Source organism: Streptomyces flavofungini, from assembly GCF_030388665.1.
Lineage (GTDB): Bacteria > Actinomycetota > Actinomycetes > Streptomycetales > Streptomycetaceae > Streptomyces > Streptomyces flavofungini_A.
This window is the reverse complement of record NZ_CP128846.1, coordinates 4,477,956-4,490,870: the sequence shown is the minus strand read 5'-3', so window position 1 is coordinate 4,490,870 and position 12,915 is coordinate 4,477,956. Positions and strand designations below refer to the sequence as shown.

11 protein-coding genes and 1 pseudogene are annotated in these 12,915 nt (G+C 74.2%); 3 read left to right on the top strand and 9 right to left on the bottom strand.

Annotated elements, in window-relative coordinates; genetic code table 11:
- Nucleotides 1–84: 84 nt before the first annotated feature.
- Nucleotides 85–1,398: an SGNH/GDSL hydrolase family protein gene (locus QUY26_RS18690; protein WP_289948139.1), complete on the bottom strand. Its 1,314-nt coding sequence runs from the start codon at nucleotides 1,396–1,398 to the stop codon at nucleotides 85–87.
- A gap of 255 nt (nucleotides 1,399–1,653) precedes the next feature.
- Between QUY26_RS18690 and QUY26_RS18685 the strand changes: the two genes are divergently transcribed.
- The gene (locus tag QUY26_RS18685; protein ID WP_289948138.1) at nucleotides 1,654–2,562 is read left to right on the top strand and encodes a LysR family transcriptional regulator; all 909 of its coding nucleotides are present in this window, start codon (nucleotides 1,654–1,656) and stop codon (nucleotides 2,560–2,562) included.
- Between the two features lie 67 nt (nucleotides 2,563–2,629).
- Here QUY26_RS18685 and merB read toward each other — a convergent pair whose 3' ends face one another.
- The 3 genes and pseudogenes from merB to QUY26_RS18670 all read right to left on the bottom strand — a co-directional run bounded on the left by merB (nucleotide 2,630) and on the right by QUY26_RS18670 (nucleotide 4,579).
- Nucleotides 2,630–3,250, bottom strand: a complete 621-nt coding sequence (gene merB, locus QUY26_RS18680; RefSeq protein WP_289948135.1) for an organomercurial lyase — start codon at nucleotides 3,248–3,250, stop codon at nucleotides 2,630–2,632.
- 128 nt (nucleotides 3,251–3,378) lie between these two features.
- Nucleotides 3,379–3,759, bottom strand: a pseudogene (locus QUY26_RS18675) (DUF7144 family membrane protein); the annotation flags it as partial.
- Between the two features lie 64 nt (nucleotides 3,760–3,823).
- Nucleotides 3,824–4,579, bottom strand: a complete 756-nt coding sequence (locus QUY26_RS18670) for a TetR/AcrR family transcriptional regulator (protein WP_289948134.1) — start codon at nucleotides 4,577–4,579, stop codon at nucleotides 3,824–3,826.
- Between the two features lie 210 nt (nucleotides 4,580–4,789).
- Between QUY26_RS18670 and QUY26_RS18665 the strand changes: the two genes are divergently transcribed.
- Nucleotides 4,790–6,388, top strand: coding sequence for an MFS transporter (locus QUY26_RS18665; RefSeq protein ID WP_289948132.1), 1,599 nt, complete (start codon nucleotides 4,790–4,792; stop codon nucleotides 6,386–6,388).
- Between the two features lie 115 nt (nucleotides 6,389–6,503).
- On the opposite strand, the gene QUY26_RS18660 is transcribed toward QUY26_RS18665, so the two are convergent.
- The 5 genes from QUY26_RS18660 to QUY26_RS18640 all read right to left on the bottom strand — a co-directional run bounded on the left by QUY26_RS18660 (nucleotide 6,504) and on the right by QUY26_RS18640 (nucleotide 11,579).
- Nucleotides 6,504–6,851: a hypothetical protein gene (locus tag QUY26_RS18660; protein ID WP_289948129.1), complete on the bottom strand. Its 348-nt coding sequence runs from the start codon at nucleotides 6,849–6,851 to the stop codon at nucleotides 6,504–6,506.
- 144 nt (nucleotides 6,852–6,995) lie between these two features.
- Nucleotides 6,996–7,772, bottom strand: a complete 777-nt coding sequence (locus QUY26_RS18655; protein WP_289948126.1) for an SDR family NAD(P)-dependent oxidoreductase — start codon at nucleotides 7,770–7,772, stop codon at nucleotides 6,996–6,998.
- Nucleotides 7,765–8,256: a cupin domain-containing protein gene (locus QUY26_RS18650; RefSeq protein ID WP_289948124.1), complete on the bottom strand. Its 492-nt coding sequence runs from the start codon at nucleotides 8,254–8,256 to the stop codon at nucleotides 7,765–7,767. The genes QUY26_RS18655 and QUY26_RS18650 overlap by 8 nt, the downstream gene beginning before the upstream one ends.
- Nucleotides 8,257–8,676: 420 nt before the next feature.
- Nucleotides 8,677–9,354: a TetR/AcrR family transcriptional regulator gene (locus tag QUY26_RS18645; RefSeq protein ID WP_289948122.1), complete on the bottom strand. Its 678-nt coding sequence runs from the start codon at nucleotides 9,352–9,354 to the stop codon at nucleotides 8,677–8,679.
- Nucleotides 9,355–9,452: 98 nt separating this feature from the next.
- Nucleotides 9,453–11,579, bottom strand: a complete 2,127-nt coding sequence (locus tag QUY26_RS18640; protein WP_289948120.1) for an ATP-binding protein — start codon at nucleotides 11,577–11,579, stop codon at nucleotides 9,453–9,455.
- A 199-nt stretch (nucleotides 11,580–11,778) separates the two neighbouring features.
- On the opposite strand from QUY26_RS18640, the gene QUY26_RS18635 reads away from it, so the two are divergent.
- Nucleotides 11,779–12,855, top strand: coding sequence for a PP2C family protein-serine/threonine phosphatase (locus QUY26_RS18635; protein ID WP_289948114.1), 1,077 nt, complete (start codon nucleotides 11,779–11,781; stop codon nucleotides 12,853–12,855).
- Nucleotides 12,856–12,915 lie beyond the last annotated feature (60 nt).

Sequence of the window (12,915 nt, the reverse complement as noted above, 5' to 3'; positions counted from 1 at the left end):
GCGGGAGTGACCGCGCCGTCCCACCTTCGGGCATGACGGAGCGGCCGGGGCGGACCAGCCGCCCGGCCGCTCGCGCCGCGGTGCTCAGAGCGAGCCGAGGTCGACGGCCCGCGCCATGGCCGCGTACCCGGCGTCGTTCGGGTGCAGGTGGTCGCCGCTGTCGTACGCGGGCCGGATGCGCTCCGGGTCCTTCGGGTCGGCGAGGGCCTTGTCGAAGTCGACGTAGCCGTCGTACTCGCCGGACGTGCGGACCCACTCGTTGAACTTGTCGCTGACCGCGGCGGCGCGCTCGCCGTAGTGGTCGGAGCCGCCGAGCGGGAGCAGTGTCGCGCCGACGGCCTTCAGGCCCTTGGCGTGGGCGGCGCGGATCAACTTGCGGTGCCCGGCGATGAGTTCGTCGGCGCTGACGATCGGCGCGGGCTTGTAGGTGGGCTTGTCGGTCTCGCTGAAGCCGATGTCGTTGACGCCTTCGAGGATCACGACGGTGCCGACGCCGGGAAGGTCGAGGGCGTCCCTGGCGATGCGCCCGGTGCCCTTGGCGCCGTACCAGGCAGAGTCGTTGAGGACCATGTTGCCGCCGATGCCGGAGTTGACGACGGGCCGCGGCTTGCCGGACTTGGCGAGGCGCTCGGCGAGCGCGTCGGACCAGCGGCGGTTGAGGTCGGTGGAGGAGGCGAAGCCGTCGGTGATCGAGTCGCCGAAGAGGACGACGCCGTCCCGCGCGGCGGCCCGCCCGCCCGCCTTCCCGCTGTCGGCGACGTCCACGCCGGACAGGTAGTACCAGGACTCGGTCGACTCCTTGAAGGCTCCGGCGCCGGTGTCGCGGGTGTGGTCGCCATCGGCGCGGTAGCTGGTCGCGAAGGCCTGCGAGTGGAAGGTGGCGGGCCCGGTGGTGCCGGCCAGGTGCAGGGTGACGGTGACGGACTCGAAGCGGTCCAGGTCGAGTCCGGCGGCGTCGCTGGACAGCTGGCCGCCCGCGGGCACGGTCACCGACTTCTTCCCGCCGAAGGTGAGCGTGCGCACCGAGCCGCGCTCGACGCTCGCGCCCTTGCCGCCCTCGGTGCGGGCGACGGTGGCGCTCGCGATCCGCAGCGGGGAGGCGCCGTAGGCGTTGGAGAGGCGCACGCGGGCTCTGTCGCCGCCCTCGGTCACGCGGACGACCTGCCGCACGGTCTGGTCGTCGAAGCCCGCCTCGGACCAGTTGGCCTTGAACCCGGCGCTCGGCCGCTGCGGCGACGCGGCCCAGGCGGCGGACCAGGAGGCCCCCTTCCCGGCTGCGTGGCGGCCTTGTCCCGCGCCGCCGTCGGAGGCTTGGGCGACGGTGACGGCGGTACCGGCGGTACCGGCGGTGACGGCGAGGGCGACGGCGACGGCGAGGGTGCGGGTACGCGAGAACATCGTGAGCTCCTGGAGATCGGCACGGAGGAACCGGGCCTTCCCGGTTCGGAGCCGGTGCGGCGTGCTTGCCGCTCCGACTCCTCAAAGATCCGCCGACCGCACGGGACCATCAACGCCGATCCGTGAAACGATCTCGACGCGGAGGCTTATCGATGCAGGTCAGGCAGTTCGGGAAGGTTGCGGGGGCCCGCTGGTGTTGCCGTCCTCGGGGCCCGTGCAAGAGGTCCTCAGGGCCTACGCAAGGGGGAGCGCGCCGTGGAACGACAGGAACTGCAGACCTTTCTGACCCTCGCCGAGGAGCTGCACTTCGGCCGTACCGCCGAGCGCCTGCTGCTCTCGCAGGCGCGGGTCAGTCAGACCGTGAAGAAGCTGGAGCGCAAGATCGGCGCCCCGCTCTTCGAACGCACCAGCCGCGTGGTGCGGCTGTCCCCGCTCGGGCGGCAGTTGTACGACGACCTCGCGCCGCTGCACCACCGGATGGAGGAGGCGGTGGCCCGCGCCAAGGACCAGGCGCGGGGCATCGACGGGGAGTTGGTCGTCGGCTTCCTCGGCTCCGGTGCCGGGTCGCTCACGCAGCCGATCCTGAAGCTGTTCCGGGAGCGGTGCCCCGGGTGCGAGGTGCGGATGCGCGAGACGCAGTTCCAGGACCCGCTGGGCGCGCTGCGCGCGGGCGACGTCGACATGCTGTTCACGTGCCTGCCGGTGGTGGAGCCCGACCTGACGGTGGGCCCCGTCGTCATCACCGAGGACCGCGCCCTCGCCGTGCCCTCCGGCCACCGCTTCGCCGGCCGGACCTCCCTGTCCTTCGAGGAGTTGGCGGGCGAGACGTTCTTCCGGGTGGCGGGCGGCGCGCCCGCGTACTGGTGGGACTTCCACGTGCCGCCGCGCACGCCGAGCGGCCGTGAGATCAAGCGCGGGCAGGCGGTGGCGACGTTCCAGGAGCTGATGACCCTCGTCGCCACGGGACAGGGGGTCTCTCCGGTCATCGCCTCCGTGGAGACGTACTACTCGCGTCCCGACGTGGTGTTCGTGCCCGTGCGCGATCTGCCGTCGGCGGACGTGGCGCTGGTGTGGCGGACCGGCAGCACGGGTTCTCGCGGGGACGCGTTCATCCGGACGGTACGGGACGCGCTGGCCGCGAACGGGGGCCCGGCGTCCTTCTAGACCGCCCGCTGCGCGGCTGGTCGTTCGCCCACCCGCCCACCCGCGTCCTTCGGACGGCGGCTTTCGCTCAGAACAGGTCCGCCAGGCGTTTCGCCACCGTCCACGCCTCCGTCGTCGAGCACACCGCCAGGTCCGTGTCCTGGAGGGTGGCGTCCGTCGCCAGGGCCTCGCTGGCGTAGAAGTTGACGCGGTCGCAGAAGGCCTCGCGGATGTCGGTGCCGGTGGCGGGGGCCAGGGTGACGGCGGCCGTGGCGGGGTGGACGTCGCGGACGCCGGAGGGGGTGACGGTGGCGTGGACGGGCTCGCCGGTGGTGGCGCAGCGCGAGGTGATGCGGGAGACGGGCTCGTCGAGGACGACGGGGAACATCAGCGCGTCCAGGGCGCACCAGCCGCGTACGGTGCGGCCGCGCAGCTCCATGGTGTGCGGGCGGGCGGCGTTCAGGGAGACGCCCGCGCCGATGATGTTGCCGTCGGGATCGGTCTCCAGGCGGAAGCCCATGGCCTCGAAGCGGGCCAGGACCTCCTGCGCCGGCCAGCCGAGCATGCGCCCGGCCCGCTCGCGGGTGAGCGGGCCGAGTTCGAGCAGACCGTCGACGATCTTCGCGCCCGCCGCGATGAGCCGCGCGCCCTGCGGCGAGGTCCACTTGGCGACGATCTGGTCGCCGAGGGCGGCGGCGGGCGGGTTCACAGGCCGGGGGCCGTGCCGGAACCGCCCGTGCCGGGGCCGCCCACGCCGGAGCCGCCCACGCCGGAGCCGCCCTTGCCGGACGCGCCCGCCCCGGACGCGCCCGCCCCGGACACGCTCGCCCCGGGCCCGTCCGCGCACAGCGCCCAGATCACGAACATGCCGAGCGCGATCGAGACGAGCGCCCACAGGGGTGTGTACGGCAGCCACAGGAACTGCGCGACGATGCTCACCGCCGCGAGCCCCACGCCCACGCCCCGGGCCCATTCCATGCCCTTGAGGACGCCCCAGCCGGTGACGACGACGACCAGGCCGAGCACCAGGTGGATCCAGCCCCAGGCGGTGAGGTTGAACTTGTAGACGTAGTCGCCGATGCGGGCGTACACGTCGTCCTTGGCGATGCCCGTGATGCCCGCGAGGACGCTGAGCACGCCGTTGACGAGCATCAGGACACCGGCGAACAGGGTGCTGCCGGAGGCCGGGGCGGAGGTGTCGCGCTGTGCGGAGTCCATGGTCCGAGCCTCTGGCGCACCCGGGCGGAGGGCCAGGCGGGACGGGCCATTCGGGGCGCCGGGCCTACTGCCTGCGCTGGGCCTCCAAGCCGTCCAGGATGCAGTCGAGCCCCCGGTCGAAGTTGCTGCGCCGGGTCTCGACCACGCCGCTCGTGCCCTGCTCGGCGTGCAGCCGGCGCATGCGCGGGTAGGGCGCCATGGCCTGCTCGGCGACCGACGCCATGCTCGCGAGCCACTCGTCCTGGCCCTGGCCGCTGCGGGCGAGCGCCGTCATCCAGGCGGCCTCGGTGGCGGCGGTGCCGAGGACGTACGACCAGATGGTCTTCAGCGCCAGCTCGCCCTGGTCCAGGTCGAAGCCGCCGGACTCGAAGAGTTCCAGCATGTCCTCGGTGAGCCGCATCATGTTCGGCCCCAGGTACGACATGCCCATCTCGCCGAGCACGGAGGCGATCCAGGGGTGCCCGAGGATCGCGGAGCGCACGTTGTTGCCGCACTCCAGGGCGGCGGCGCGCCACTCGGCGCGCGAGGCGGCCTTCGGCACCTCGATCTCGCCGTAGACCCGGTCCACGACCAGCTCGATCAGCTCGTCCTTGTTGGACACGTGCGTGTAGAGCGAGGTGGCACCGGCGTTCAGGCGGGTGCCGAGCTTGCGCATGCTCAGCGCGTCGATGCCGTCCTCGTCGAGCAGGGCGATGGCCTCGGCGACGATCTGGTCGCGGCTGAGCGCGGGCTGTTCGCGGCGTGAGCGCTGTGGACGGGTCCACACGGAACCGGTCGACGGGTCGGACGACGGCTTGGTCGGCTGCGCGGCGCGTGGCATGCGGCCACCCCTTCTCTGCTCGGCGAGTGCGTCTCGTCCCCTCCACCCTAGCGCAGCGGGCGCACGCCGTTCGGATGTTGCGAACAGTGTGCGGTCTACGTACAGTGTGCGGAGTCAGCGAACGCCGTACGGAAACGTTCGCGGAGCACCACGCACCACGCACCACGCACCACGCACCACACGCGAATCACTCGTTGGGGAGGTCCGGAGATGGACGGGTCGGAAACGAAGGCAGCCGCCGTGACGGCGGTGGCGCGGGATCCGAAGCGCTGGCTGATCCTGGTCGTGCTCTGCCTGAGCACGCTGGTCCTGGTGGTCGACAACATGGTCCTGACCGTGTCGGTCCCGCCGATCGCGGAGGACCTGGACGCGAGCGCCTCGGACCTCCAGTGGATCCTCGACTCGTACATGCTGGTGTTCGCGGGCCTGCTGCTGACGTCGGGTTCGCTCTCGGACCGGTTCGGCCGCCGCAAGGTGATGATCATCGGCTTGGTGCTCTTCGGCGCGGCCTCACTGCTCGCCACGGTCGCCGAGTCGCCCGAGCAACTGATCGCCGGGCGCGTCCTGATGGGCGTCGGCGGTGCGCTGATCATGCCGAGCACCCTGTCGATCCTCATCACCGTCTTCGACGAGGACGAGCGGCCCAAGGCCATCGCCGCCTGGAGCGCCGTGGCGATGGTCGGCCTCGTCGGCGGCCCGGTCCTCGGCGGCGCCCTGATCGGTCACTTCTGGTGGGGCGCGGTCTTCCTGATCAACGTCCCGATCGCCGTGCTCGCCATCGTCGCCGCGCTCGTCCTGATGCCCGAGTCCAAGGGCCCCTGGCGCAAGGCCGACCCGGTCGGCATGATCCTCTCGGTCGTCGGCATGGTGGCCCTCGTCTGGACGATCACGGAGTGGCCGAAGGTCGGTCTCGGCGACCCGAAGGTGTACGTCGCCGCGATCGTGACCGTGCTGTCCCTGGTCGGCTTCGGCTTCTGGGAGACCCGCGTGGCCGAGCCGATGGTGCCGCTGTCCCTGTTCCGCAACCGCGTCTTCACCGGCGCCAGCTTCTCCATCGTGCTCCTGACCTTCGCCAACGGCGGCCTGATGCTGGTCCTCAGCCAGTACCTCCAGTTCGTCCTCGAGTACTCGCCGACCGATACCGGCTGGGCCTTCGCGCCGCTCGCCGTCGCCTCCCTGATCTTCAACACCCTCGGTGCCACGCTCGGCCAGAAGGTCGGCAACCGCGTGATGGTGGCCCTCGGCCTGACGATCACCGCCGCCGGCTTCTTCACCCTCACCACGCTGCGGCCCGGTGACGGCTTCGGCATGGTCACCGTCGCCATGGTCCTGATGGGCATGGGCGGCGGGCTCGCGATGCCGGCCGCGCAGGCCGCCCTCATGGGCGCCGTCCCCGTCGAGCACGCCGGTGTCGGCTCCGCCCTCAACGACACCGTCCAGCAGGCGGGTGCGGCGCTCGGCGTCGCCGTCCTCGGCTCGATCCTGTCCCACACGTACGGCAACGAGATGCCCGCCGGTACGCCCGGCAAGGCCGACGAGTCCATCGTCGAGGCATTCGCGGAGGCCGCGCGCACCGGCAACACCGCGCTCATCCACACCGCCCGGGACGCCTTCACCGAGGCGATGTCCGCGAGCTTCGTGGTCGGGGCCGTCGGTGTCCTCGTCGCCGCGGCCCTCTCCCTCCTCCTGATGAAGGACCGCACCCCCACGGACGCGGTGGTGGTCCCGGAGGCCGGTACGGAGTCGGCGGGTGCTGCCGCGCCCGCCTCCGACGAGGCCGCTGCCACGGCCCCGAAGCCCGGCCTCTGAGACCCACGGCCCCGGGCCCCGGCCCGAGCCCGCCGCGACGACGGCCGCCCCCGCGCTCTCCCCAGCGCGCAGGGCGGCCGTCGCCGTCCTCACGGCGCGCCCCAGCCCCACCCCTTCACCGGAACCGGGGCTCCGCCCCCGCACCCCAGGGAGGGGCGCCCCGCCCGCGTGGGCCGGGGCCCCGCCGACCGGTGCTCCGCGCCTCGTTCTCCATCGCCGGACGGGCTTCTGTCTTCGACCACAGGACGCCGACGCCGCCGCGGGCCGGCTTGGAGGGCTGGTCGAGCGCACGGCGCAGGGCCGAGGTGGCGTCGACCTCGGGGAAGGCGCGGCGGATCTCACGGTCCGCCAGGTCGATCAGTGCCTCAAGGGCGCCGGGGGCTGCGCCGTGCACCAGCTCACGGAGGTATCCATCGAGTCCGGCGATGTCGTCGGGCAGCACGACCTCTGCCACCAGGGCCACGCCGTCCGTCTTGTACGGGGCGGGCGGCAGGGTAGCGGGGGCGACAGGGAGGACGTGGCCGCTCTGGGAGGTGCCACCCCGCAAGGGCGACGGCCGGCAGGAGTGGCCCGGTACCGGGGTGCCAGGTGGCGCGGCACGCGCGGGTCACCACGTCGAGCGTGCGCTGACTCCACCGTCGACCACCAGGTCGGTGCCCGTGATCCACGACGCCGCGTCCGAGGCGAGGAACACGCACGCGGCCCCCACGTCCTCGGGCCGCCCGAGGCGGCCGAGGGGTGCCGCCCGTCCCCACCGCTCGACGCCGTCGGGCCACTCGGAGGCCAGGGAGGGGTGCCCGATGAGCCCGGGCGACACCGAGTTGACCCGCACCCCGCGCGCCCCGTACTCCACGGCGGCCGCCCGCGCGAACATGATCAGCGCGGCCTTCGCGGCGCTGTAGTGCGCGTGCCCGACGGCGGGCTGATGCCCCTCGATGGACGCGATGTGGGTGACACTGCCACCCCCGTCCTGCCCGGCCATGACCCCGACAGCGGCCTGCGTGCAGCAGAACGCGCTGGTGACGTCGGCGTCGTACATCCCGCGCCAGTCCCCGACGGACATCCCCGCGAGCCCCTGCACGGGCTGCACCCCGGCGTTGTTGACGAGCGAGTCGAGGCGCCCCCGCCAGTCGTACGCCTCCTCGACGAGTCGGCGGCACTCCCGCTCCTCGCCGAGGTCGGCGGCGACGACGAGGGCGTCCCCGCCCGCCTCCCCGATGTCCTCGGCGACGTGCCGCGCCCGCTCGCGCCCCTTGTTGCAGTGCACGACGACAGCGGCCCCCGCCCGCGCGAAGCTGCGCGCGATGCCGCCGCCGATCAGCCCGCTGGCGCCGGTCACCAGCGCCACCCGCCCCGCCAGTGAGGGGAGTCCGGGATCAGACACGGCACAACCTCCGGATCAGTTCGGCCTGTTGGGGATAGCGGGCGGCCAACGTGTCCGGATCCCCACCCTCGTAGTCCGACTCCAGGAACCCGGGAGCCATGGTCGTCCCGAACAGCGACCACTCGCCCCCGTCCCGCACCCGCGCCCCCATCCACGTCCCCGCGCGCACGACGAGCTGGAACTCCTCGCCGTCACCGTCGCCCAGTATCCGCAGCTCGTCCGTGCCGTCGGGGTGGAGCAGCAGCAGGTCGAGGGGGTCGCCCTGGTAGAAGTGCCAGACCTCGTCGGTGGGGAGGCGGTGCAGCGCCGAGAAGTCGCCCGTGGCGGACGTCAGGAGCATGATGATCGCCGTGCCGACGGGATGGCCGGACGCGGTGTCCGGCGGTCCCGCCCACGTCTGGCGGAAACGCCCCCCTTCGAAGGGCAGTGGTTCGAGCCCGTACCGGGCGATCAACTCCTCGGGCCTCACAGGGGACCTCGCCATGCCGCTCCCTCGCCTGCCTCTCCGTCGCCGCACCCGGACCAGGTGGTCCTGCCCGTGCGCTCCGGCAGCACGGTAACCCCCCACCGGCCCGTCCCGGCCCCGACAAGCAGCAGCCCCCGTCCGTCTTCAGCCACTTCACCTCAGGGGCCACCGCACCCCTCCTGCCGCCCCCGCGTCCCGCTCACGTACTCCACCCGCACGTCCTCGCTCTCCCGCACGGTCCAGAGCGTGCCCCGCGCCGGGCTCCAGTCCCGCCCCACGAGGAAGATCCGGTCCCCGGACACGTAGAGGGGACTTCGCGGACGCCAGGACCGTCGCCCGGGTGGCGGTGGCCGCCGAACAGACGGGCTGGGACGGGCTGTTCGTGTGGGATCACGTCGTGCACGACAAGGAGGTGCAGCGGGGGAAGCCGCGGCGTTCCTACGCCACCCGGTCCTTGCCCTCCGGCGGCTGCAGCAGCCCCATGAACATCAGCAGCAGCTCGTCCACGATCGTGTCGAGGCTCGCGTCGACGTACCCCGCCGTCCAGTCGTACAGCAGGCCGTTGACCGCGGCGACGAACCCCTGTGCCGCGATCCGGTAGTCCCGCGCGCCGATCTCGCCGTGCGCCGCGGCCTGGTCGAGGGCGGCGACCAGGAGGTCCACCCAGCCCTTGCGGGCCTCCAGGCGCTGTTTCTCCAGCTCGGGGCTGACGCCCGTGACCTCGACGAAGGCGATCCGCACGAGATGCGGATTGGCCGTGAGCACCCGGGCGTACGCGCGGAACGCGGTGTCGGCGCGCTCGCGGACGCTGCCCTCCGTGGCCGTGGCGAGGGCCTCCACGATGGCGGCCTGCGCGGCTTTCTGCACGTGGCCGTGGAGCACGGCGAGCACCTCTTCGAGGTTGCGGAACTCCTCGTAGAACTGGCGCGTCGACAGGTCGGCCCGCGCGCACAGCGTCGCCACCGACGCGGCGCGGTACGCGCCCGGGCCCGCGCCGAAGAGCTCGACGGCCGCCTCCAGGAAGCGCCGTCGGCGTTCGGCCCGGCGCTGCTCGGCGGACTTGCCCCCGTACGCCCGCGAAGCCCGTCGTCCGTCCCGCGCCTCGTCCGACAACACCGATTCCGCTCCCCTCGGCCCGGCGGCAACTGCCCGCCCCTGCCCGTGAATTGTCGCTCACACCGATCCCCCGCGCCGGGTTCCCGCGGGCTCCGCGCTCACACCGTGAGGGCCTCCGAGACGACCGCGTCCAGGTCGTCCTCGTACCCCGCGCGGAACGCGGCCCCGTACGCCTCGTCGCCGATGAGGCCGCGGGCCGCCGCCTCGCAGGCCCGGCGCGCGGCCGCCACGTCCTCGGAACCGGCGCGCGCGCTGCCCATCGTCTGCCAGACCCGGTCGGCGCTGCCGAGGAACCGGGCGGCCCGCACGGCGTCCCGGGTGGCGACGGACGCGGAGGCGAGCAGGTCGAGGGCGAGCGCCATGCCGAGGGCGTCGTGGAAGCGGTGTTTGCCCCGCACCGCGGCGCGGGCGTGGGTGACGGCCTCGGCGGCGCGGCCCCGGGAGAGCTCGGCGAGGGCGCGGGTGTAGTCGCCGTAGGAGTGCAGCCAGAGTTCGCCGCCGCGGGCACAGTCGGCGCACAGCTCCGCGGAGACGGCCGCGGCCTCCTCGTACTGGCCGAGGAAGACGTGGGAGAAGGCGCGGGCGGTGCGGACCAGGCCCCAGGCCACGTCGTAGCGGCCGGGCGCGGGCCTGCCGGGCGGGGGCGCTTGCAGCGTCTCGATGGCCGCCGCGTGCCGGCCCGTCGCGACGAGGGCGGCTCCGGCCAGATAGGCGGCCGCGTACTGCGCGGTCGCGTCGTCCCCGTCGGCGGTGGCCTCCCGCAGAGCGACGGCCGACCGGTGGACCGTGTCCGGGTCGCCCTGGATCAGGGCGACCAGGCCGCGGGCCCACAGCGCCTTGCCCCGGATGTGGCCGGGGGTGTGGCGCAGGGCCAGGGCCCGGTCCGCGTAGTGGCGGCCCTCCGTCGAGAAGCCGCAGGCGAACCAGACGAACCACAGGGCGCCGCACAGCTCCTGGGCGCGGTGCCCGTCGCCGTCGGCGAGACAGGAGTCGAGCGCCGCGCGGAAGTTGGCGTGCTCGGCGTTCGCGCGGCGGTACCAGGCCACCTGATCGGGGCCCGACCAGGCGGCTTCGGCGGTGTGCGCGAGCGCCAGGTAGTGGTCGACGTGGCGGCGGCGCAGCTCCTCCTCCTCGCCGAGTCCGCGCAGCCAGGCCAGGCCGAACTCGCGGATGGTGTCCAGCATGCGGTAGCGCGACACGGGGCCGGCGGGCACCCACTCCACGATCGAGCTCTGCACGAGCGACGCGAGCAGGTTCGACATGCCGCGGGCGGGCAGGCGGTCGTCCGCGCACACCCGGCGTGCCGCCTCCTCGTCGAACGTCCCCGAGAACACGGAGAGCCGGGCCCAGGCGAGGCGCTGGGCCGGGGTGCACAGCTGGTGGCTCCAGCCGATGGCGGTGCGCAGCGCCTGGTGCCAGGGCGGGTCCGCCTCGTACACGGGCTGCCGGGTCTCGCCCAGGACCTCGAAGCGGTCGTCGAGGCGCCGGTTGAGCTCGGCCGGGGACATCTCGCCGAGCCGGGCGGCGGCCAGCTCGATGGCGAGCGGAAGGCCGTCGAGCCTCCGGCACAGGGCCGCCATCTCGGCGTCGTCGCGGGAGCCGTGAGGGTCGCGGGGGCCGCCGGGGTCGTGGGGGCCGTCAGGTCCGCCGGAGCCGCCGGGGCCGCCGCTGCCTCCAGAGGCCGCCGCGCCCGCGCGCAGTGCCAGGAGCGCCCTCGCGTCCGCGTCGGGCAGCGGGGCGAGCGGTACGACGTCCTCGACGGACAGGCCGAGCGGGCGGCGGCTGGTGGCGAGCACGCGCAGCCCCGGGGCCGCCATCAGGAGGGCCGCCACCGCGTCGCCGCACTCCCGGACCACGTGCTCGCAGGTGTCGAGGACGAGCAGCAGCTCACGCCCCGCCAGGTACTCGGCGACGACTTCGAGCAGCGGCCGTCCGCTCTGGTCGACCAGGGGCAGTGCCTCGGCGATCGCGTACGGCAGGAGCGTGCCGTCCTCCAGCGGGGACAGCTCCACCCACCAGACGCCGTCGGGGAAGCGCGGGCGCAGCTCGGCGGCCGCCTGCCGGGCGAGGCGGGTCTTGCCGACCCCGCCGACCCCGCTCACCGTGACGAGGCGGTTGCGGGCCAACCGGCCGTTCAGCTTCGCCAGTTCGTCCCCCCGGCCGACGAGCCCCGGGCCGCTCCCGCACGCCGGGCCGCCCACCTTCGGTTCCCGCGACTGCGCCACCTTCGCCCCCTGCGTCGTACTGATTGCGACGTACCCCGCCCTGTCCGGGAGGTCCCGCCCCCATGCTGCCGACGCCGGGCGGGCGACGCGCAAGCTGTGGCGAATCGGCCACGGACCGTCATCGAAGCTGGCACAGTACCCCGCACACGGGGGCCGTGCGCGGGGCAGACGGACTTCGTCGGACGACCGAGGGGACGCAGTGGCGACACGGCGCAAATGGCTGGCCGCGGCGGTGGGCGCGCAGGCCGTCGAGGCCTCGCTCGCGCTCGCCGCGCACCTTCCCTCGTACGGGCTCGCGCTGCTGGGGCCGCTCCTTGCCGCCCACCGCCTGTCGGTGCGCGTCACCGCTGTTCTGGGGGTCGTCGCCGTCGCCCTGACGCTCCTCGGCACGCCGTCCGCCGGGCCGGGCGCGGTGGCCGCCGCCCTGAACGTCGCCGCGGTCTCGCTGTGGGCGGTGTTCACGGCGCGCACCCGCGCACGCGCCGAGTGCGCGCTCGACGACGTGACCCGACTCGCCGTCGCCGCCCAGGAGGCCCTGGCCCGCCCCCTGCCCGACCGCGTCGGCCACGTCGACCTCGCCGCGCACACCCGTTCCTTCGACCCGCACGGCCTGCTCGGCGGTGACGTCCACGACGTCGTGCTCACTGCCGCGGGGCCGCGCCTGCTGCTCGCCGACGTCAAGGGGCACGGGGCGCAGGCGATGCGGGTGGCCGCCGCCGTCCTCGCCGCCTTCCGGGGCACCGCGGCCACCGAGCCCGACCCGGTCCGGCTCGTGCACGCCCTCGACGAGCGGCTGCGCCCCGACCTCGGCCCGGAGGACTTCGTCACGCTGCTGCTCGTCGACTTCCGCCCCGGCGAGGCCCGCATCGTCAACTGCGGTCATCCGGCCCCGCTGCGCACCGGCCGCCGCCTGTGCCTGCTCGCCCCGCCGCGGCCCTCGCCCCCGCTGGGCCTCGGCCCCACCCCGTCCGCGCAGCGCGTCCGGCTCTCGGCGGGCCAGCGCCTGCTCCTGTACACCGACGGCCTCACCGACGCCCGCGACGGCGACCGCGTCCCCTTCCGGCTCGACGCGCCCCAGGTGCACGCCGCCCTCGCCCAACCCGCCCTGCCCGACGCGCTGGAGTGCCTGACGGGCCTGGTCCGCAGGCACACCGGCGGCGCCCCGCTCGTGGACGACCTCACCGTGGTGCTCGCCCAGCCCACCCACGCCTTCGCGTCGTCCGCGCCGGAGCAGGACCCGGGCTCGTGGCCGCGGCGGGCCCGGCCCTCGGCGTAACCGCGCGCGGCCTCCGCCCCACGCGCCCCACGCGACCTCGCCCGCCGCCTCCGCCCCACG

Coding starts and splice junctions, on each gene's coding strand:
- QUY26_RS18690 (WP_289948139.1), bottom strand. CDS start 1,398: ATGTTCTCGCGTACCCGCACCCTCGCCGTCGCCGTCGCCCTCGCCGTC.
- QUY26_RS18670 (WP_289948134.1), bottom strand. CDS start 4,579: ATGCCACGCGCCGCGCAGCCGACCAAGCCGTCGTCCGACCCGTCGACC.
- QUY26_RS18665 (WP_289948132.1), top strand. CDS start 4,790: ATGGACGGGTCGGAAACGAAGGCAGCCGCCGTGACGGCGGTGGCGCGG.
- QUY26_RS18650 (WP_289948124.1), bottom strand. CDS start 8,256: ATGGCGAGGTCCCCTGTGAGGCCCGAGGAGTTGATCGCCCGGTACGGG.